We start from the raw sequence: 22,209 nt of genomic DNA, 5'->3' as shown, positions 1-22,209 counted from the left end.
ATAACCCACGTATTGTTCACTTTCTCGTACTCAAAAATCCCGGTATAAAACTTAGATTACCGAATAGGGGTTAAATTATCCCAAGATTCAACTACTAATTTACCTCTAATCTAGACAGGTAGGATGATACATTTCTACAGTCTCAAGATACTCATTTGCTCCACATAATAATTATCAATTAGTTGTATAATTTCTTCATAGTCAAAATTATCCGCCAGTTTCAGCACCTGCGTGACAAAGGCAAAATAGTCAGAATTTAACTGTTGGAGTCTCTCAATTACCTGCTGTACACCTTCAACGTCACCAATTTGAGCAGCTTCATACAGCGGAAGCAGTTCTTCTAGAGGTGGTACTATTATATCTGATTCTGTAAAAAAACTTGTTATAATTTGATTGGAATTATTACCAACTTCCTGTGATATAGTTGGGTTCTGGTTGGCATCAATTCCGGTAAAATATGACCAGGATAAGTTCGTGGGTACGTCTAAGTCAAACCAAAATTTGCTGCCCACATTAGGAATACTTTCCAGAAAAATTTCGCTTCCCATCAAGGCGATGATTTTTTGGCTAATGGTTAGTCCTAATCCGGTTCCTTCTGGGCTATGTGAACTCTCCATCAGTTGCTCGAAGGGTAAGAATATTTTTACCCATTGTTCTGGGTTAATTCCTATGCCTGTATCCTCGATTTCAAAGCGAATTTTTGCACAAGTTATTGGTGCTTTATCCGTTTTAGTGGGTAAGGTTCTTTTAAGTTCACAACTGTAACTCATGACACTCACTTTTAAAGTTACAGTACCTTGATGAGTAAAGTTAATCGCATTAGAAAGCAGATTAATTAAAACTTGTCGCAGTCGCTTTTCATCAATATATATTTCTGGAGGTAGTGAGTTGAAGGGGAGATAGGTGAATTTAATTTTTTTTTCTTGGGCTTTGAACTGGAAGAGTTCAGCGAGATTCGTTAAGAACAAACAAAAATCAATATAATCGGGAAATAATTCGAGTTTTTGAGCTTCAATTTTAGATAGATCTAAAATATCGTTAATCAGCGTGAGTAGGTGACTACCGCACTGATAAATAACGCCAAGCCCCTTCTGTTGCAAAGGAGTGCAGTCTGTAGCTTTTTGCAGTAGTTGAGCGTAACCCAAAATCCCTGTGAGGGGGGAACGGAGTTCATGACTCATGTTAGCGAGAAACACCGTTTTGGCTCGATTGGCGGCTTCAGTTTGCTCAATTGCTTGGTGTAATGCGGCTTCGGTTTGCTGGCGAATCTGAATTTCTTTGAGTAACTGTGTATTTTGCTCAACGAGTTGTTGAGAAAGTCTCTGGAGACGCAATTGATTCTCAACTCGCGCCACGACTTCTGGGGCTTGAAATGGTTTAGTAATGTAGTCAACACCGCCAACGGCAAAGGCTTTTAGTTTATCTGTTATTTCATTTAAAGCACTTAAAAAAATGACAGGAATTGAACAAGTGGCTGCGTCTTGTTTTAAGGTAGAGCAGACGGTATAGCCATCCATTTGCGGCATTTTGATGTCGAGGAGAATTAAGTCGGGCGGGTGAGAACGAACGGTTTCTAGTGCAACCTGTCCACTAATTGCTTTTCTGACTTTGTAACCCTCTAACCTGAGAATGGCAGCCAAGGAGCGCAGGTTATCTATATTATCATCTACAATTAGAATACTCGTTAGTTTGTCTGACATAAATTCTCTCTTATTGCGTTGAACTCATTTTAAAATTGGCATGATAAATTGGCAGGAATGGAGTATTCAGCGACTGTTTGATTTCTTCCTCCGGCTTTAGCTCGATACAGGGCTTTATCGGTTTGATTAATTAAGGTTTCTAGGTTAACTAAAGGGTTAGGAATTAGACTGTACACGCCTAAACTTAAAGTAACATAGTGACTGATATTTGAACTAGGATGAATAATCTTGAGATTTTCCACGCTTTGGCGGATAGTTTCGGCAACATGAATCGCCCCCTGAGCATCTGTATTGGGTAAAATGACCGCAAATTCTTCACCGCCGTATCGAGCGACTAAATCGGCGGGACGTTTGACTATTAGGCGGATTTTCGTGGCTACTTTTCGCAGACAATCATCTCCAGCTTGATGTCCATAGGTATCGTTATAGCGCTTAAAAAAATCGATATCCCCTAAAATTAAGGAAAGGGGGAGTTGCTCTCGAAAAAGTCGTTTCCATTCTCGATGAATGTATTGGTCAAATTTGCGGCGATTGGCGATTCCGGTTAAGCCATCAATAGTCACTAACTGTTTGAGTTTCTGATTTGCCTCAAATAAGGCAGTTTCGACTTTGATCCGCTGCATTAATGTGCCTAACTGAGCGGCGATAAGCTGAATCAATTCGATTAATCCGGGTTCGGGTTCACTCCTGGCTTGTTTGAAAAAGACTAAAATAGCTAACACGCGATCGCGAAATAAAATCGGAACACCTACACTCGTATTCATATCCAGATTTAACCCCTTCTCAACACAAAGATAATAGCCAGCAGATTCGGCAGAAATCTCTGTACTCCATTCCGGCTTTTTCGACAACCAAATCCGCCCCGGTAGCCCTATATTCGGGGCAAACGTGGTAGTTGTTCGATGATATCTGAATAAGTCAAAAGTGGGAGCGCGACTGTACCATCCCCGACTACATTCTAGGATAGTTCCTTTGGCATTGGGAATCCAAGCTTCGGCAAAATCCCAACCAATCGTCTGGCAAATTTTCGTTAACGTGATGGTTAGGGCAGAGTGAAAATCATCGGTTTGACTAATCCTGTGGGTAAGGGTGAGTAAAAGCTGTAATTGAGCATTTTGTTCCTGAAGTTTCTTTTTTTGAGCGAGGAGTTCTTGGCGTTGATGGGCGATTATTAAGTTATTGTTAACGCGGATTAATACTTCTTGCGCCTGGAAGGGTTTGACAATGTAATCCGCCCCACCAACGGTAAAAGCTTTTAGTTTATCTGCTATATCATCTAAGGCGCTCAAAAAGATAATTGGAATCCTTTGAGTGGCGGCGTTGGCTTTTAGAGTTGAGCAAACGGTATAGCCATCCATCTGCGGCATTTTGATGTCAAGGAGAATTAAGTCAGGCGGGTGGGAACGAATGGTTTCTAATGCCATCTTGCCACTAATCGCTTTTCTCACTTTATACCCAGCGCGGCTGAGGATGGCAGCCAGAGAGCGGAGATTATCGGGATGGTCATCTACAATTAAGATATTCGCTTTAACCTCTAACATCGCTGCCCTCCTCCGTCATAAGTAATAAGTCTATTGTATAGCCAGGTTTAGGAACTGTAGGGGCGGGTTTAGGGACTAAATTCAGATATTCACCGATAACGGAACAACAAAACCCGCCCTCCTCAAGAATAACGGAACTAATTATCTGAATTAATGACAGCTTGAGCGAGCTGAATAATCAGAGGAAACTGGAAATTGTGGGCAAGATGCCTTAGAGTATTGATCACAATACTTTGATCTGGCGGAATTTTATCAATCAGCGACAAGATTTCTTCATCATCACAAAGCTGTGCCGCTTCAGAGAGGCTTTCAATCCAGGATAGAGGCATCACCGATAACCGTTCAGGAGTTAGCTGATTAACGTTAACGGGTTGATCTTTTGAGTCAGAATCTGCATAAATATAGCGCACTCCTAAATAGTTTTCCATCTTGGCAAACAAGGTTTCGACTTGAAAAGGTTTGCTCACATAATCATTACAGCCAGCTTGGAGTGCCGAGGTGCGATCGCCCTTGGAGGCATAAGCAGTTAGGGCGATAATAATGGGGGTTTTACCGTCTCCTTGGCAACGAATCTGTTGCGTCGCCTGATAGCCATCCATAACCGGCATCCGCATATCCATCCAGATTAGATGGGGTTGCCACTCCTGCCACAATGTCACGGCTTCTTGTCCATTTTTCGCCTCATGCACCTCTAATCCTGGAAAGGTTAACAGCTTGAGGATAATTTTGCGGTTTTCGGGTTTGTCGTCAACAACGAGAATCCGGTAGCCGGGTTGATTGGGAGCTAATCCAATAACTCGGCGGTAAGTTTGAACGGGTTCTATATCTGATGCATCAGCCAGGTAAACCGGAATCTCAAAGCTAAACGTGCTACCTTGATTCAGTTGGCTACTCACCTGAATATCACCACCCATGAGTTGGACAAACTTACGACTAATCGCTAACCCTAAACCTGTCCCTTCATTTGCCACTTTCCCGGCGTGAGTTTGGATAAAGGCATTAAAGATAATTCCTAATTCCGTTGGCGCAATTCCCACGCCGGTGTCGGAAATTTCAAAGCGAAGATGGTAAGCTTCTGCCTCCTGCTCTGTGTCTTCTGCCTGCTGAGGCTGAGGGTGGAGCGCTACTCGTAACCTAATACTACCCTTTTGGGTAAATTTAATCCCATTACTGAGCAGATTGATCAGAACTTGGCGCAATTTGTTACTATCTGCCTGGATATATTGGGGAACCTCAGCCGCCATATCCAAGTAAAGCTGCAACCCTTTAGCCACTGCTCTTTGCTGAAACATCTCCTGGAGCGATCGCACCAAGGCAATTAGGTCAAAACGGCTCTCCTCAATGCTAATACATCCGGCTTCGATTTTCGATAAATCCAAGACATCATTAATTAAACTGAGTAAATGATTACCACTCTTATTAATAATGTCCAAATTTTCTTGTTCCTCTGGGGTAATCACCGGATCACGACTCATCACCTGGGTAAACCCCAAAATAATATTGAGGGGAGTACGCAATTCATGGCTCATATTCGCCAGAAACATACTTTTTGCCAGATTCGCGGCTTCGGCGGCGGCTTTTGCCTGTTGTAGAGTTAACTCTGTCTGTTTGCGTTGAGTAATGTCTCGTAAGGCAATCACATAGGCAGGTTTTGATAACCATTGAATCGGAGTTGCCTTCATTTCTGCCATCCGCAATTCCCCACTCGATTGCACCAACTCGATTTCTGTGGTTTCTGCCAAGGGCATTCCCCACTCATACTTAAGTAACGTGTCTAGAGTCATATCAAAAAGCTGAGCGGCGGCGGGGTTGGCAAAACAAACCTGACCCTGGTTATCGACTATCATGATCCCGTCGGAGGTAGCGGTAATAATGGTTTTGAGTCGGGTTTCACTTTGCTGGAGTTGTGCCTCAAACTGTTTGCGCTCCGTAATGTCGCGCACAAAGGCGGTGAATACCACCTGATTACCTAGTATTAGCTTAGAGACAGAGGCTTCCGCCGGAAACTCTGTGCCGTCTTTGCGGCGGCCAAAAATAGCTTGGCGCTCTCCCATACGCAGTGCTTTCCCCTGAGACTGACTGAAGCTTTTAATATGCTGATGATGGGCAATAGTGTAGCGGTTGGGTAGGAGTAAAGCCAAGGGTTGATTCAACACTTCACTTACCCTATAGCCAAACATCTTTTCTGCCCCTTGATTAAATAAGATAATCCGTTGATTGGCATCGACGGAAATAATCCCATCACTGGCGATTTCTAAAATACCCGCAAATCGAGCCTGGGAAGCCCGGAGTTTCTGTTCAATTTGGTGGCGGATTTGCAGTTGCTGTTGCAGTGCCTTGGTGCGTTCAGCTACCCGAACTTCTAGGGTGGCTTTTGCCTTTTGCAGATCGAGTTCGGCTTGCTTGCGAAGCGTCACATCCAGGGCGGTGCTAATCACCATGTGCCGCCCATCACTCAGTTTACCCAAGGGGGCGGAATAGAAATCCCAGATGCGAGTTGAGCCATTACGAGTCATAATGGTATATTCGCCTTCGGCAATGGAGCGATCGAGGCTATAGAGTTGCTCAATCTTTTCCCGAATTAACTCTTGGCGAGTGCCGTGGGCTTTTTGGGTCCAATGTGCGATCGTGGGTATGTCTTGATGGGTGTAACCTGTAAGTTGGGTCCAAGCCTGGTTAATCTGCAAAACTTCGCCATCTTCAGCATGGAGAATCATCGGTATGGGTGAATAGAGTACAGCACGACGAAAGCGTTCCTGACTCTCTTGCAGCCTTTGTTCTGACTGTTTACGAGAGGTAATATCCGTCAGCGTCACCACACAGCCTTGAACCTCTTTGTTGGAGTTCAACAACGCCCGCCCACTTAGGAGCAAATGGAATTGTTGCCCATCTTCTCGCCCCAAAATGACTTCAACCCCCTGAAAGGTTTCCCCATTCAAAATAGTTGTCATCGAAAAGGGTTGGCTTGAGGTAGAAGACGATGATAAAATATCATCTGTCTCATCTTCCCTCTGATTAGATGGGGGAAAAACAAGTGGAAATACTACATCGAAGGGTTGAAATATAGGATTTTTTTCACAAAGTTTATGAGTGGCAAGACTGGTGCGGATAATGGTGCCTCTTTGATCACAGACCACAATCGCATCAGCCACTTGTTCTAGAATGGAACGAGCCAGTTTTTCTGCTTCAACTATTTTCTTTTGTCGTTTATTTTCAGTTAAGTCTGTTACGATTAAGCAATTTACCTCAACTCCCTCTAGGGTTATTTTGGTGACCGATAGATGTACGGGTATCTCTGTTTTGTCACTGGCGATGAGGCAGAATTTCCCTTGACTACATCCCGCTTCATCTTGCTGCAATAGGGCTTCAAATATGGGCATTTCCAGGGGGAGTAGGTATTGTTGAAAGTTAGAGCCAATAACGGTTTCTAAGTTTCTTTTCAAAAGTTTGGCTAAACGATGATTACAATACAGCAGCATTCCTGTAGATGTCAGGGTAGCGGCTCCTTCTTTCATTTGTTCCACAAAGAGTCGATAGGGTTCATCGGCACTCTGTAAGGTAAAAATCTGGTCGCCTTTAGGTCCTGATACGACTAATGCATCCACCTCACCCTGGCGAATTGCCTGCAATGTTTCTTCCGCGACACTCAGGCGATCGCGTAAGTCTTGAATTTCTTTTTCTAATTCCTCCCGTGTTTTTTCTTTCATCGATTTAATCCCAATTCTCTATGATCAATTGATAATTGATAATTGATAATTGATAATTGATAATTGATAATTGATAATTGATAATTGATAATTGGGTCTAATACCTCTTTGTTTACGAAGAAATTAAGAAAGATTTTACTTAATTTCAATCATCTTCTTTTAAGGAGAGTTCATTATCCATTGTTCATTATCCATTGTCAATTTGTGAACAGGGATTATTTTTCGGTACAATATCTAGCCCCACAATAATTTTTTCGGTTTTGGACATATCACCAATAATTCGTTGTAATGGCAGGGGCAGTGTTTTAATCAGGGTGGGTGTGGCAAAAATTTGCGCTTGCTGAGCCAGTTCCGGCTGTTGATAAATATCAATAATATCCAAGGTGTATCGTTGGGGTAGATAGTCTTCACAGATACTCTTGATCGTTTCAATGGCGCGGATAGACTTTAATGTCGTCCCAGCAATATACAAGCGGAGACAGTAGTCAGCCCTGTTGTTTTGAATCAGGGCTTGCTCAAAGGCGTCTGTGGAACTTTTTAGGTTTTTTTCATCCATGATTTTATCCTATTTCTTTACCATAATAGTCCTATGCCCTTAAGCCTGCTACCTCCTCGCCTCTGCATTCATGTAGTGGCTCGCCGCAAATCGAGTCCCACTAAAACTTTTTCGGTATTGGATAAATCACCAATAATTTGTTTAATCGGTGGCGGGAGTTTTCGCACTAATGTCGGAATTGCCACAATTTTGTCTCCTTTGGCAAGTTGAGGATTTTCTAATAAATCAATCACTTCGATATGATATTGACTATTCAGGTGTTCATCACAGATTTTTTTTAAGTTAGCAAAGGCTTTAATTGATTTCGGGGTTTGTCCTGCCACATAGAGGCGCAATTGCCAAATTTCTGGTACGGGATTGCTGATTTCTGTTTGAATTTCCATAATTAAAAATACTTGATAGTATCTGTTGGTTTTAATTGACTGATACTAGGGAAAAGAAATTCCCCACACCCCAAAAACTACCCGCCTCTTCAAGTGAGATCCGCCTGACGAAGCTGCGCGATCGCGACTCGGTTATGTTGTAGATTATCGTAGTGGGATTGCTCCTGTTGTATCATCGTCTCTATATCTTCCTGTTCCCGTTCCAGTTGCGCTTGCAAGGCGGTAATTTGGGATTGGATAACCGCTTTCTGGCGGGCAAAATCCCGGCGCTTGCGTTCAAACTCCTGTTTTCGGGTCAAATTGGCGGCGTTTTCTTTTTCCTCTTGAATTCTTCGCGCCGTACCCGTCAGCACCATTCCTTCTCCCAAATACACATCGACTAACTCGACTCCCTGCTTGGTGAATTTTAATTCCCGCACCTGATGGGAGTGTTCCATCCCACGAGATTTAAGGATAAAAAATACACGGTTGCGTTCGCCATTAGTCTCCACAAAGCGCACCTCTAACCACGTATCCATTAACGAAGAAACACCCATCTCAGTCTGCTCCATCGGCATCCCCCCTTGAATTAAATTCGTTAATAAAACGGTAATTTGTTGAGATTTTAGCAGATCAATCAGACGAAAAAGAAAAGCTTTTGCCTGAGAGACAGTACCCCCCATGGCAAGATTACTCATTGGGTCAATAATCACAACCGTTGGCTGAAATTCTTTGATTAAACTGTGGATTTGTACCAGATGCATTTCTAAGCCAAAAGCCGTCGGGCGTTTCGCCTGAAACCGTAACAAGTCTTGGCTGACAAATTCGGCTAAATTAATGCCAACTGAGCGCATATTGCGGATAATTTGCTGCGGGGCTTCTTCAAAGGCAAAATAGAGACAGCGTTCGCCCCGCCGACAAGTGGCTTCAGCAAAATGGGCGGCTAGGGTAGTTTTCCCCGTTCCCGCCGTACCCGTGATCAGAATACTGCTACCGCGAAAGTATCCCTCCCCTCCCAGCATGGTGTCGAGGCGTTCAATACCACTCGATATTCGTTCCTCGGTTACGGTATGATCTAATCCCACTGATGTAATCGGTAACACAGTAATCCCCTCTGAATTAATCAGAAAAGGATAGTCATTTGTGCCGTGATTAGAACCCCGGTACTTGACAATTTGCAACTTACGGGTTGAGATATCTTCAAAGAGGCGGTGATCGAGGCGAATCACGCAATCTGAAACATACTCCTCAATGCCATAACGAGTCAGGGATTTTTCCCCTTTTTCCCCCGTAACAATCGCTGTAACCCCTTTTGTTTTCAACCAGCGAAACAACCGCCGCAACTCTGCCCGGACAATCGCTGTATTCGATAAGCCGGAAAAGAGCACTTCAACGGTATCTAAAACAACTCGCTTAGCACCGATGGTGTCAATGGCACTTCCGAGGCGAATAAATAAGGCTTCTAAATCATAGTCCCCGGTTTCTTCAATCTCCTGGGGGTCAATATAAACATAATCAATCGAGAGTTTTTTCTCCGCCGTCAGTTCGTCCAAATCCCAACCCAAGGAGGCGACATTTTGGGTCAATTCTGCCGCCGTTTCTTCAAACGCCATGAACACACCGGGTTGTGAGTAGTCTAGGATACCTCGGACGAGAAACTCCATCCCCATTAAGGTCTTACCACACCCGGCTGTTCCACAAACTAGGGTGGTTCGCCCTAAGGGTAATCCCCCATCAGTAATGTCATCCAATCCTTTGATCCCCGTGGGGCATTTGCGAAGTTGATTTTTGGCTAATGTGGTTTGTGACAAGGATTGCCTCTCCTAGAATTTTGTCAGTGGTGGATGGGTGAAAATTAGCCACCATTATCCATCACCTCATTTTATCGGGAAAAAATGAGGAATTTATGACGGAGGCAGGAGGATTTACGCCATTGTGGTTAAAGGGGAGAGGGTGAGGGGGAGAGGGCAGAGGGCTCCAAGGGAAGAGGGTTTTAGTCTCTTAACATTTGTTGACATTAAGGTTTAAATGCCGAACAGCTTAGACTGGTAATAATTAAGATAAACTTCTACACTCGTAGACTATTCCCATGCCCCAATGACTCGATTTCCTCACGACCAATTCGCCAAGGACTATCTTGAGCAACTCTTGTCCCCAATCGGAAAAGTGGAAACCAGTCGCGACATTGCTGGGGAAGTGCGAGAGGTTGACGTTTTATTTATCCCCACCTCTATCTCAGATGACTACCTCCTCTCTCTGGGACTTTTAGGGCGCTTTGTCACAACTGCTGCTGTCTTTGAACCCTTTCGCAACGCCGTCACTGCCGATCAAATTTGTGATTGTCTGGCTAAACTGTTTGACCTACATCGGGAATTGAGACGACGCGCCAGACGGGAATCCACTTCCATTAATCTGAATGAACTCTCCCAATTATGGATACTCACCCCCACCGCCTCAACACCCTTACTCGATAGCTTTGCAGCCTTCAGTGATGAGCAAAACTGGTTAAGTGGACTCTACTTTCTCCCCCAGGCTTTCCGAACAGCCATCGTTGTCATCCACCAACTCCCCCGTACTCCCCAAACCCTATGGCTGAGACTTCTGGGAAAGGGCAGAGTCCAACAGCAAGCCATCGCGGAAATCACCGCATTACCCGAAAACAGCCAACGGCGGGAGTCTACGCTAGAGTTATTGTATAACTTGCAAGCCAACTTACAAGCCAATCAAGAACAACCCTTAGATACAGAGGAGAGGGAGTTAATTATGGCATTAGCACCCCTTTATCGGCAACAACTGGATGCGGCTAGACAACAAGCCAGGGAAGAAGCTATGCAACAGGGATTACAACAGGGATTACAACAAGGATTACAACAGGGATTACAACAGGGACAACGGCTGATTATCGAAAACGTTCTCCAGACTCGCTTGGGACAGTTAACCTCTACCCTCGCTGCTTTAATCACTCCCTTATCGGCATTGCCCTCTCAGCAGTTAACTCCCTTTCTACTGCAACTGTCTCAACTCGAAAATAGTGAATCAGGAATTCAACAGGCACAGCGTTTCATTGTCGAAAATTTACTCAGAATTCGTTTTGGAGAATTGGATGCTCAACTCACCGCACTGGTTACTCCTTTATTAGGATTACCCCCCCAAGACTTAAGCCAATACCTCTCACAATTGTCTCAGTTATCCCGTGAGCAACTCCTGGCTCGATTTCCCCAAGCCGGTTCTTAAACGTGCCGTTGTCATTCCCTCACAGGTTCGGTTTCATCCCCCGCTTAAAAGACGGGGGCTTTCACTATCACTTATCCTGTAAACTGGCAATGTAAAATAAAAGGTACTCCCAGAACCGAGGGTACTTTCTGCCCAAATTTTCCCCCCATGTTGCTGTATAATACTGCGGCAAATTGCTAATCCTAAACCAGTACCTCCTTTTTGGCGAGAGTCGGAAACATCGACTTGCTGAAATCGCCCAAAGATGCGTTCAAGATGCTCAGGGGGAATTCCGCGTCCTTGATCTGTAACTTGAAATAAAATAGAATCTGAGTAATAGTTGGCACTCACGGTGATCGTCGTATTGCTATCAGAGAACTTGATTGCATTACTCAACAGATTTGTCAGGGTTTGAATAATGGTATCAGGGGCAACATAGACTTTAGCCGATAGGGGAGTCACCCGGATAGAAATTAAGGCTGCATCCGCGATCGCATCTATCGCCTCCACGGAATGTTTGATTAAATCTGCCACATCACAAAGTTCCTTGACTAGCGTCACTTGACCGGAATCCAAGCGTTCTAAGCTGAGGATGTCATTCACCAGGCGCCCTAAGCGATCGCAGTCTCCCACCGCAATCTCTAGCATCCGTTTGGCTTTTTCGGGTTGATTGTCATAGACTCCCATTTTGAGTAAACCTAGAGCACCACGCATTGAGGTGAGTGGGGTGCGAAGTTCATGACTAACTAGGGAGATGAATTCATTTTTCATCCTTTCTATGGCTTGACGCTGGGTAATATCTTCACCAATACTCATGGTTCCTGCGATCGCGCCAGTAATATCTCGTAACACACTATTATTCCAAGCAATCAGTCGTTCTTCACCGGATTTCGTTAGAATGAAGTGCTGATAGTAGGTGTGGCTGTTGTGGTATAAGAGTTCATGAAAAACCTGTTTAAGCTGCTGCCCATCGGAGGATGGGATAAACGTATTGAACCAGTTTTTGCCTAAAACTTCCTCTTGAGTATAGCCAGTTAAGCCTAAGCCGAAGGGGTTCATATACTCCACATCCCCCTTCCAGTCTAAGCCGACAACCATCAGTTGCACATTCTCCAACAACGAGCGCCATCGACGTTCAGTTTCTTGCAGGATCTGTTGTGTCTGATGATGTACACGAATCTCTTGCTGTAAGCAGGTATTTTGTTCGGTGAGTTGCTGGGTTAAAGCCCGCAGTTTCAGGTGAGTCTTGACGCGAGCTAAAATCTCTTCAAGCTGAATCGGCTTGCTGATATAGTCTACAGCGCCCAGATTTAGCCCCTTGATCTTGTAACTGGGATTCGCGCGATCGGCAACCGCTGTCATAAAAATAACGGGAATATCTTTAGTTTTCTCCTGAGATTTTAAACGACGACAGACTTCAAACCCGTCCATTTTTGGCATCACCACATCCAACAAGATCAGATCCGGTAAGGTTATTGCCAAAGTTTTTAACGCTTGGACACCACTTTTAACCGCGAGGACGTTAAACCCTGCCTTAATTAAACAATCTGAGACTAATTGAAGATTAGCCACAGTATCATCAACTAATAATATTTTGGGCAATAGGGAGGACATGAAAGGACTGGCATGACTGAATTGGGCAAAAAGCGGCACGTTGCCATTTTTATTTTTACATAATTTGGCGGGTCTGAACTCAGACCTTGTACCGTTTTGCTCAATCCTATTTTCGTCATCAAGTCATCTTTATTTATTGCCGCTTGAGTGCTAATTCATGTTAATGACTCACCATCCAAGGGCGTCCATTCTGCTGCTGACTATACTGGGGCGTTGTTGATTCCGTAGAACGCTTTACCAGTCGCGGTTCCTTTTGTTTGGGTAAACTCCCCGAACTCAAATTCACCATGGGCGCAGAAAATACCCGTAAATCCCCATTCATCCCCCGGTAATGCACCAATATCTAATAAATCATTCATCTGACTCAAGCGCCGATGGCTTGACGTAACCATTGAACTTGACTCCATTGTTCCGTTTTATGGGTTAGCTTTATGGGGATTTCAATGATAAACTCTGTCCCGATACCAGATTGAGAATTAAAGGTAATTTTTCCTTTGTGTTTTTCAATGATTTGATAACTTATCGCCAATCCCAATCCTGTCCCTTGTCCTACAGGTTTGGTGGTGAAAAAAGGTTCAAATAAATGCTCTTGCAAATGGGCAGGAATGCCTAAGCCATTATCGGCTATCCGAATAATAACGGTCGAGTTTAACTCAGAAATTTCCGTACTAATCTTAATCTGGGGTTGAAAGGAATCATTCTGTTTATTTTTTTCTTCTAACGCATCAATGGCATTATTCAAGATATTGATGAACACTTGATTAAGTTGACCAGGATAACATTCAATTTTAGGTAATTTACTGAATACTTTAGTGAATTCAATAGCCGCTAGGTTGGGCTTTTTATTGAATCGATTTTGTAAAATTATTAAAGTATTAGCCAACCCCTGATGTAAATCAATTGTCTTCATTTGTGCTTCATTCAAGTGCGAAAAATGCTGTAGCGATCGCACAATTTGCTGAATCCGAACTACGCCGTCTCGAATAGAGTTGAGGGCTTTGGGAAAGTCTGTTCTGAGAAAGTCAAGCTCAACGGCTTCCATTGCATCTTGAATTGGGGCATTTGGGTGAGGATAATGCTGTTGATAGAGATCGATCAACTTGAGCAAATCCCGCCCATATTGATGGGCAAAGCTAACATTTCCGGCAATAAAGCTGATCGGATTATTAATCTCATGAGCAATACCCGCCACTAACTGTCCCAAGGATGCCATTTTTTTCGTTTGTACCAACTGCGCTTGGGTATTTTTAAGTTCACACAAGGCAAGTTCTAACTGATAGGCTTTTTTTCGTTCCCCGGCTTCTGACTCCCGCAAAGCCTCCTCAGCTTTTCTGCGATCGCTAATATCCCGATGAGTCCCCGTCATCCGTACTGGGTTACCCGCTTCATCCCACTCAAAGACTTTACCACGAGATAAAATCCACCTCCATTCCCCAGTTTTACATTGCATACGAAATTCGACTTCATAGGTAGGAATTAACCGCTCAAGATAAGCATTCAATACCGCTTTCATTCTCAGAAAATCATCAGGATGCACCAACTGTTGAAAGGATTTAAAATTATTCTCAATCTCGTCTTGTTCATACCCCAGCATTGTTTTCCACTGAGGATTAAAATAAATATATCCAGTGGTTAATTGCCAATCCCACAAACCCAAATCGCTACCCGATAACGCCATTTGCAGTCGTTCTTCAGAAATGCGTAAGGCTGACTGAGTTAAAACCTGATTCAGACGTTGAGATTCTTGGCGTTGCTGTTCGTCAATAGCATGACGCAATGCCCGAATAAATCGGTAACTTTTGAGATTTTCTGTCACCTGATCATCGGGTGTCCCCGCTTGAATAACTTGTAGGTTTACTATTTGATCTTCCTTAGTGCTTAATCCGAGAATTGGCAGAGTTAAGCCTAAATGTTTGATCTGAGTAACAGTATCGAAAACGTGAGGATCAGCCGGGGAAACATGAACAACCAGAAGATCAAACTCTTCCTGACTTAATCGAGCTAGGGCTTGACGGCTCTGCCTAACTTGTTGAATAATAAACGCATATTTAATTTCAGAACATAATCCTTCTCCCAGTAGTTTTAGGGTTTGGTAACCCTCTTCGACGATGAGAACCTTTAGCGATATAGGGTTGGGGTTGAGCGTAGGGTCTAGCACGGATAAGATATGCCTAAGAATCTGTTTCTACTCAGTTGGACTGTTATTTAACAGGGAAGATAGTGCTGTAACAAGTTAAACTGTGATAGTTTATTAACTGAACTACAGTTAGCACGCCTACCCTGATTATAATTTCTATTCACAATGCTTGAAAAGCTCTGCCAATTTATTCAAATCCAGATAAATTTGGTAATGGGTTTGCTCTAGATAGAACCTCAGTTCAATAACCAAAATTGGAGGTTACACTACGCCGAACTTGGGTATTTTTTGTAGCTTTTGTTACTCTTTTTCAGGAATGCCAGCCTACAATTTTAATAACTGAACGGGTACTCTAGAGGCAGTAAGACAACACCCACAAAGTCGGTCAAGAACCTAGTATCAGTGATCCCTTCAGTAAATGCATTCACCTTTCCTAGCTTAGGGCTGATTACAGGCTTATTGGCTTTTCCCGCACTGGACTACTCATTCCCTTGAACCTTTTTCTCTGAACTTGACCGAAGTTGTGACTTCATGATAGTTAGGGATTTGGTGATCAATTCATATTTTTAATATAGATTTAATTTATGCTTAATATAACTTAAACTTTCCAACAAACTATTCGTTGTTCGTTGTCATTTATCCGGGGTAATTGACTCGACTTACCTAGGGCGGCGGGAACTATTTTAATACTGCTCGGATAAGCCTTGAGCAGAAGGGCAGGTAGGTTGGGTTGAGGTAAAGAAACCCAAGGTTTTACTGGGTTTGTTGGGTAACGCTTGCGCTCTACCCAACCTACAATTTTTCTTAACCGAGCAGTATTGGGAACTATTTAATCAGAAACACCAAATCCTCCACCTCCAGGCGTCTCAATCACAAAAACATCTCCCGCCTTCATTTCCACAACCGCCGTATTTCCTAATTCCTCAATCGTTCCATCCTGACGTTCCACATAATTCTTCCCCACAGCACCCGCTTCGCCACCCTGTAACCCAAACGGTGCAACAATCCGATGTCCCGATAAAATTGCGGCTGTCATCGGTTGCAAAAACCGCATCCGCCGAATCACACCATTTCCCCCACAATGCTTTCCATTTCCACCACTATTCCCCCGAATACCAAACTGTTCTAATACCACCGGAAACCGCCATTCTAAAACTTCTGGGTCCGTTAAACGAGAATTAGTCATGTGGGTATGTACAGCATCCGCCCCATCAAACTCCGCCCCAGCACCAGAACCGCCACAAATGGTTTCATAATATTGATAATTCTGATTACCAAAGGTAAAATTATTCATCGTCCCCTGAGATGCAGCTATTACCCCCAACGCCCCATATAGCGCATCGGTAATCACCTGGGATGTTTCCACATTCCCCGCCACAACCGCCGCCGGATAACGGGGATTTAATAGACAACCTTCGGGAATAATAATGTCTAGAGGTTTGAGACATCCAGCATTCAGGGGAATATCATCATCGACTAAAGTACGGAACACATAGAGAACCGCCGCTTTACACACCGCCGCCGGGGCATTAAAGTTATTCGATAACTGGGCGGATGTCCCGGTAAAATCAATCGTAGCACGGCGATTTTTCCGGTCAATGCGAATGGCAACTTGAATCTGTCCACCTGTATCTAATTTGTAGGTAAAGTTGCCATCTTTGAGAACATCAATCACCCGCCGCACCGACTCTTCCGCATTATTCTGAACGTGTCCCATATAGGCTTGTACTGTTTCTAATCCCGACTGTGCCACCATTCGCCGCAACTCTTGCACGCCTTTTTCATTGGCAGCAATTTGGGCTTGTAAGTCCGCGATATTTTGGGTGATATTTCGCACTGGATAGGTGCTTTGTAGGAGTAATTCAGATAATTCTTTTTCGCGGAAACGTCCGGATTCTACTACCTTAAAATTATCAATTAATACCCCTTCTTCGTCAACGGTTGTACTATCCGGGGGCATCGAACCGGGGGTAATTCCACCAATATCCCCATGGTGTCCCCGTGAGGCAACGTAGAACAATGGCGACGAATTTTTATCCCCCCTTGCCCCCCTTTGAAAGGGGGGTGTATTTGAGTCAGGGGAGGATATAGGAGTGGGTTTTGTCGAAGATTGATTGGTTTTATCAATAGTATCACTAATCCCGCTTTCTTCCAGAAAAACTGGGGTAATTACCGTGACATCAGGTAAATGTGTCCCACCATTATAGGGATTATTAATCGCGTAAACATCTCCAGGTTTGAGACTATCACCATACGCCTCAATTAGACTGCGAACGCTTTCACTCATTGAACCCAAATGTACAGGAATATGAGGGGCGTTGGCAACCAGTTGTCCTTGTCCATCAAAAATAGCACAGGAAAAATCTAACCGTTCTTTAATATTGACCGAGTAACTGGTATTTTGTAGCGTGGTTCCCATTTGTTCGGCAATGGAACGAAATAGATTATTAAAGATTTCTAGCGTAACTGGATCAGATTGGGAGAGTTTTGATGCTTGAGTGTTAAGTGTGTAGGGGCTGGTTTCACTACTATCATTTTCTTTGCCCCCAGATGTAACTAAACCCGCCCTGACTAAATTTTGTGTCTTCTTTAAAATCAAATAATTCCGTTCAGTTACTTCAGCTTGCCAACCTGGTTCAATAACATTGGTTCCCGTTGTTTCAATAATTAACGCCGGCGCGGGAATAGAGTCTCCCGGTTGTAATTCCTCTCGCTGAAATACAGGTGTCTCGTGCCATGCATCGGCTGTATACATTTGCACCTTGGCGACAGATTGCGGCGGTTCTAATCGGTGACGCTGAATCACGGGTTCTTCTGGCACATTCATCTGTTGGATCACTTCCACAGATACCGAATCCACAATTAAGGCTTTCTCTTCCACAATAAAACCATAACGCTGGCGATGCGCCTCCTCAAATTGCTGCCGCATCTCATCCACGCTACCAAAATCGACAATTAAGGGTGAGTCTGTCCCCTGATATTTCAAATGCACTTTGCGGATGACTTGACTATCAATTGGTGTGAATTCTCCTATATGAGTCGTCGCAATTTCATCTTTACCGGCTGTTGTTAACTCGGCGAATATTTCCGCTAACGTAGTAATATCTGATGTCCCTACCGATAGTAACTCCTCGGTTAATTGGGCTTCTACCGAACGTTCCCGCAATGTCCGCACATCTGCCAATCCCATCCCATAGGCAGATAATACCCCCGCATAAGGATGAAGAAATACCTGTTTCATCCCCAAGGCATCAGCAATTAAACAGGCATGTTGTCCCCCCGCGCCACCAAAGCAACACAAGGTATAGTTTGATACGTCATAACCTCGTTGTAAGGAGATTTTTTTTATCGCATTTGCCATTTTTTCGACTGCAATTGCCAAAAACCCTGCGGCGACGGCTTCGGGTGTTCGGTTATCGCCAATATCTGCGGCTAGTTGACTAAATTTCTCTCGCACCACCTGATCATTTAAGGGTAAATTGCCATCAGATCCAAACACTTTAGGAAAGAACTCAGGTTGCAATTTCCCTACCATCACATTGCAATCGGTTACTGTTAACGGACCCCCCTGAGAATAAGCAGCAGGACCCGGATTTGCCCCTGCCGATTCTGGTCCCACTCGATACCGCGCCCCATCAAATTTCACGATTGAACCGCCACCCGCCGCTACGGTATGAATGGACATCATGGGGGTGCGTAATCGGACACCTGCAATTTCAGTTTCAAAGGTGCGTTCGTATTCGCCGTTGTAATGGGCGACATCGGTAGAAGTACCGCCCATATCGAAACTGATAATCTGATCAAATCCGGCTAGTTGACTGGTTTGTACTGCCCCGACAATACCACCCGCAGGACCGGATAAAATACTGTCTTTTCCCTGAAATGTGCGGGCGTCTGTGAGTCCACCATTGGACTGCATAAACATTAATCGGAGGGATTGTTGATTGTTAATTGTTAATTGTTGATTGTTGATTTCTCCGGCTAACTGACTAGAAACTTGGTTAACATACCGCCGGAGAATGGGGGATAAATAGGCATCGACAACGGTGGTGTCACCCCGGCTGACTATTTTCATCAAGGGTGTGACATTATGGGAAACTGAGATTTGAGTAAACCCGATCGCACTCGCTAAGTTGGCAAGTTCTTGTTCGTGGCTATTATAGCGATAGCCATGCATTAAGACGATGGCACAACTGCGAATTCCGCTATCATAAGCGGCTTGTAACTGTTGACGAGTGGCGTCTATCTGAAGGGGAATTAATTCGTCTCCGTGGGCGCTGTAGCGTTCCTCGACTTCAATCACCCGTTCGTAGAGCATTTCTGGCAAGATAATCTCACGGGCAAATATATCGGGGCGGTTTTGATAGCCGATGCGGAGGGCATCTCGGAAGCCTTTGGTAATAATTAGAATAGTGCGATCGCCTTTTCTCTCTAGTAAGGCATTTGTGGCTACGGTTGTCCCCATTTTCACGGCGTCAATCTGTTCGGTGGGAATTGGTGCATCAGCCTTAATTCCCATCACCTCGCGGATTCCCTGTACTGGCGCATCGGTGTAGCGATCGGGATTTTCTGAGAGTAGCTTGTGAATTACCAATTGTCCATCAGGGCGACGCGCCACAATATCGGTAAATGTGCCGCCGCGATCAATCCAAAATTGCCAGCCGTTATTAGATGTCATGGGTCTATTGCGAATGCCCTACTGTATGCCAGCACCTTTTCCAAAAATTGTATAATAATTCGGCATCCTGGTCATTGTATTGCTTGTTGTGCCGTTTGCGATCGCGCTCAATCGCCACCCACAATTGCTGTAGTTGTTGGCAGGTGGTGCAGTGTTGAATTTGGCAGGCGATGGCGTTGAACCATTGGCGTAATTTGCGATAGCTGATGAATTGTCCGCCTTTGTCGCGGCGATGAACAAAGACGATATATGCCCAAGATTCCACACGCACAATCAAATGTCTGGGGATTTTCAGGAGTCGGGCGATACTGCTGGGGCTGATCCGGAATTTCTGGGCGGGTTGGAGGCGGCGAAATAAAGGTGTCATGATGGCTTACCCTGTTGATTGATGGCTGCAATATCCGTGGCGACGCGATGAATTTCGGTCACTTGGGATGATTTTCTTATGCTTCAATATACAATGACACGCTTAATCACGTCAATACTTGCTTAAGCACAAGAGCCAACTGTAATGAATCGTAAGGTGTTACCATTAGACGAAGTAGTTAATCATTCGTGAACTTGAGTGCCTAGAGCCAGCACTGCTATAGGGGTTAGTCCCCTTATTAAGGAACAAGTACAGAAACAGGCGCAATCAACCCGATTGACCCTGAAAGAGGTTATTTACATGGGAATGCTGGCGATTGATGAACTCAGCGAACAGCGCCGCCAGGAATTAGCTGATAAAGTTCATCAGATGCAAATCAACGGCGAAATTTGAGCTTTAGCGACACAGGCGCGGGAATTTCGGCAGGTATTGCTGTGGTGGATTGAGGATTAACTTAGCACGAGTGCGATCGCAAGCCACGAAAAGATTCCGCCGATTAAACGACCCTGATCACTTTTCCCTCCACATCCAATTATCAGAGGTACGTGATATTACACAATAATTGCTCCAGCATCTCCTGTACAAGTGAAGGTGTACACAGTCCCTACATAGGACATAACAGGATATGACTGATGCTAAAAAAAGCTTTTGCATATAGCCAGGTAGGTAAAAAGGGAGTTCGTGTTGCATCGGGTGTTGCAGAGAATCCCTCAGAATTCGTCGGCATAAGACAAGGTGAAATTACTCCACGCTGGCAGGATTTTATAGAGCGACTAGCCGCTCAGGATGATTTTGGTATAGGATTGGCTGAGGTAGGTAAGCGCGAGGTTACAGCAACAGATCTGGCAGCACTTACAGCCTTAACAGGATACGAACACGCAATTGTTATATTAACAGATAACAGAAGAGTTCTAATTAATATGGGTTCTTACAAAGGAGGAGAGCTACCACCTAACACTAAAATACTACTAATGCACTCACACCCTGATGATCATGGCACTGGAATGGCAAAATTCATCTCTGAGGATGATGTAAACGCTTTAGTGTACTTGAATCAACGTTACAGCTATATGGTCACAGTTGATGGAACAGTCTACTGTTTCACCAGGGATACACCTTCATGTAGTGTGGCAAGGATTGTCAGGGAACTTAAGTACAGTGGATGGGTCAAACCAGAAACTTAAGAGGATGAAACCATGCCATTTTTTATTCAAAATGTAACAAAATGTGCTATCTGCGATCAGGTAATTGATAATCGTTATGATGCAGCACAACTTCCTTATATTCATCCAAAGGTCTCAAGCTCCCTGGCACAGTTAGCAAGAAGTTTTGTACATCGGTCATGTTGGCAAGAATGGAAAGACGCGAACTTATTTTCAACGGCAGCATTTAATTTAGCCAAACAGGTAAATTCTCACGACACCGCCCTCCAAATTGAGTTTGCCAGCGATGGATTAATTGTATTTTGGGTCGCGGCTATGAATAGCTATCGATTGCAAGATTTTAAGTTACTTGTGACGATAGATATTCCTGTATCAGAAGCATTCAGAATGGGGAATCATATTGTTTCGGCGTTTTTGAAAAAGGATTTTCCCAGTACGTTTTTAATTGAGGATTATATCTGGAAAGTCAGACGCGATGATTCGGGAAATGTTGAATTCACTATCAAGGAAGGGGGGCAGATTGCAGATAAATTTGTCGTTCCCATAGATAGACAGAGTTGCTGGGTAGATGCGATGAAAGAAATTATAGAGCAAGGAACTCAGAAGTTAGGTGAGATTCCGACGGTGAGTACATCGGGTTACTAGAGGTTAGGTGTGTTCATGAGTACAATTCAACTCGATATTCCTGAAGAAATATTAATCATTCTCAAAGAAACACCCGAAACCATTGCTAGAGAACTCCAGATATTAGCCGCCGTCAAACTATTTGAACTGGGAAAACTTTCATCCGGACGCGCCGCTCAATTAGCCGAAATCTCACGAGTAGAATTTCTGATATTACTAGGGCGTTATCAGGTATCTCCCTTCTCTTTAACCCCAGAAGAATTAGAACAGGATATCAATAATGCTTGAATCCCTGCTCATTGTCAACATATCACCCCTACTCTATCTCCACCAAGTTACTCCGCCTCGGAATCAATTCCGAGGCTCATAGCGAAAGTCGTCTGAAGACGACTAATAATAAACAGAGATTCAAAAATTGACAATGGATAATGAACAATGGATAATGACCTCTCCTTAAAAGAAGAGGATTGAAATTAAGGAAAATCTTTTTTAATTTCTTCGTAAACGAAGAGGTCTTAGACCCAATTAATCAATTGTCAATTATCAA

The 22,209-nt window shown here is 44.0% G+C and carries 16 protein-coding genes; 5 read left to right on the top strand and 11 right to left on the bottom strand.

All coding sequences use genetic code 11. The features are described 5' to 3' along the window. Nucleotides 1–134: 134 nt before the first annotated feature. The 6 genes from RLO19_RS22765 to kaiC form a co-directional block, all read right to left on the bottom strand. Nucleotides 135–1,700, bottom strand: a complete 1,566-nt coding sequence (locus RLO19_RS22765; RefSeq protein WP_446359694.1) for an ATP-binding response regulator — start codon at nt 1,698–1,700, stop codon at nt 135–137. A 29-nt stretch (nt 1,701–1,729) separates the two neighbouring features. Continuing rightward, nucleotides 1,730–3,241, bottom strand: a complete 1,512-nt coding sequence (locus RLO19_RS22760; RefSeq protein ID WP_446359693.1) for a diguanylate cyclase — start codon at nt 3,239–3,241, stop codon at nt 1,730–1,732. A 137-nt stretch (nt 3,242–3,378) separates the two neighbouring features. Then, the gene (locus tag RLO19_RS22755) at nt 3,379–6,948 is read right to left on the bottom strand and encodes a PAS domain S-box protein (protein ID WP_446359692.1); all 3,570 of its coding nucleotides are present in this window, start codon (nt 6,946–6,948) and stop codon (nt 3,379–3,381) included. 187 nt (nt 6,949–7,135) lie between these two features. Beyond that, nucleotides 7,136–7,504, bottom strand: a complete 369-nt coding sequence (locus RLO19_RS22750) for a circadian clock KaiB family protein (RefSeq protein ID WP_446359691.1) — start codon at nt 7,502–7,504, stop codon at nt 7,136–7,138. Between the two features lie 68 nt (nt 7,505–7,572). Next, complete coding sequence (locus tag RLO19_RS22745) at nt 7,573–7,887, bottom strand: circadian clock KaiB family protein (RefSeq protein ID WP_446359690.1); 315 nt, start codon at nt 7,885–7,887, stop codon at nt 7,573–7,575. Nucleotides 7,888–7,976: 89 nt separating this feature from the next. Beyond that, entirely contained in the window at nt 7,977–9,677 is a 1,701-nt protein-coding gene (kaiC, locus tag RLO19_RS22740; RefSeq protein WP_446359689.1) for a circadian clock protein KaiC, read from the bottom strand. A gap of 286 nt (nt 9,678–9,963) precedes the next feature. On the opposite strand from kaiC, the gene RLO19_RS22735 reads away from it, so the two are divergent. Beyond that, nucleotides 9,964–11,100, top strand: coding sequence for a flagellar assembly protein H (locus RLO19_RS22735; RefSeq protein WP_446359688.1), 1,137 nt, complete (start codon nt 9,964–9,966; stop codon nt 11,098–11,100). A 33-nt stretch (nt 11,101–11,133) separates the two neighbouring features. On the opposite strand, the gene RLO19_RS22730 is transcribed toward RLO19_RS22735, so the two are convergent. The 5 genes from RLO19_RS22730 to RLO19_RS22710 form a co-directional block, all read right to left on the bottom strand. Further along, nucleotides 11,134–12,732, bottom strand: a complete 1,599-nt coding sequence (locus RLO19_RS22730) for a hybrid sensor histidine kinase/response regulator (RefSeq protein ID WP_446359687.1) — start codon at nt 12,730–12,732, stop codon at nt 11,134–11,136. A gap of 161 nt (nt 12,733–12,893) precedes the next feature. Beyond that, complete coding sequence (locus RLO19_RS22725) at nt 12,894–13,085, bottom strand: hypothetical protein (protein WP_446359686.1); 192 nt, start codon at nt 13,083–13,085, stop codon at nt 12,894–12,896. Continuing rightward, nucleotides 13,058–14,851, bottom strand: coding sequence for a PAS domain-containing protein (locus RLO19_RS22720; protein WP_446359685.1), 1,794 nt, complete (start codon nt 14,849–14,851; stop codon nt 13,058–13,060). The genes RLO19_RS22725 and RLO19_RS22720 overlap by 28 nt, the downstream gene beginning before the upstream one ends. 808 nt (nt 14,852–15,659) lie before the next feature. Further along, the gene (locus RLO19_RS22715; RefSeq protein WP_446359684.1) at nt 15,660–19,508 is read right to left on the bottom strand and encodes a hydantoinase B/oxoprolinase family protein; all 3,849 of its coding nucleotides are present in this window, start codon (nt 19,506–19,508) and stop codon (nt 15,660–15,662) included. A 4-nt stretch (nt 19,509–19,512) separates the two neighbouring features. After that, the gene (locus tag RLO19_RS22710; protein WP_446359683.1) at nt 19,513–19,875 is read right to left on the bottom strand and encodes a hypothetical protein; all 363 of its coding nucleotides are present in this window, start codon (nt 19,873–19,875) and stop codon (nt 19,513–19,515) included. Nucleotides 19,876–20,073: 198 nt separating this feature from the next. Between RLO19_RS22710 and RLO19_RS22705 the strand changes: the two genes are divergently transcribed. From RLO19_RS22705 to RLO19_RS22690, 4 genes are all read left to right on the top strand, one after another. Next, nucleotides 20,074–20,268 carry a hypothetical protein gene (locus RLO19_RS22705; protein WP_446359682.1) on the top strand — a complete coding sequence of 65 codons (195 nt, stop codon included), beginning with the start codon at nt 20,074–20,076 and terminating at the stop codon, nt 20,266–20,268. A gap of 239 nt (nt 20,269–20,507) precedes the next feature. After that, complete coding sequence (locus RLO19_RS22700; protein ID WP_446359681.1) at nt 20,508–21,059, top strand: hypothetical protein; 552 nt, start codon at nt 20,508–20,510, stop codon at nt 21,057–21,059. Nucleotides 21,060–21,071: 12 nt separating this feature from the next. Continuing rightward, nucleotides 21,072–21,683 (top strand): hypothetical protein, encoded by a 612-nt coding sequence (locus RLO19_RS22695; protein WP_446359680.1) that lies wholly within the window; start codon nt 21,072–21,074, stop codon nt 21,681–21,683. A gap of 15 nt (nt 21,684–21,698) precedes the next feature. After that, on the top strand, nt 21,699–21,950 hold the full coding sequence (locus tag RLO19_RS22690) for a UPF0175 family protein (protein WP_446359679.1): 252 nt from the start codon (nt 21,699–21,701) through the stop codon (nt 21,948–21,950). The last annotated feature ends 259 nt before the right edge of the window (nt 21,951–22,209 follow it).

The sequence above is a fragment of the Coleofasciculus sp. G2-EDA-02 genome (assembly GCF_040226375.1).
Taxonomy (GTDB): domain Bacteria; phylum Cyanobacteriota; class Cyanobacteriia; order Cyanobacteriales; family Coleofasciculaceae; genus Coleofasciculus.
This window is presented reverse-complemented; position numbering and strand designations above follow the sequence as displayed.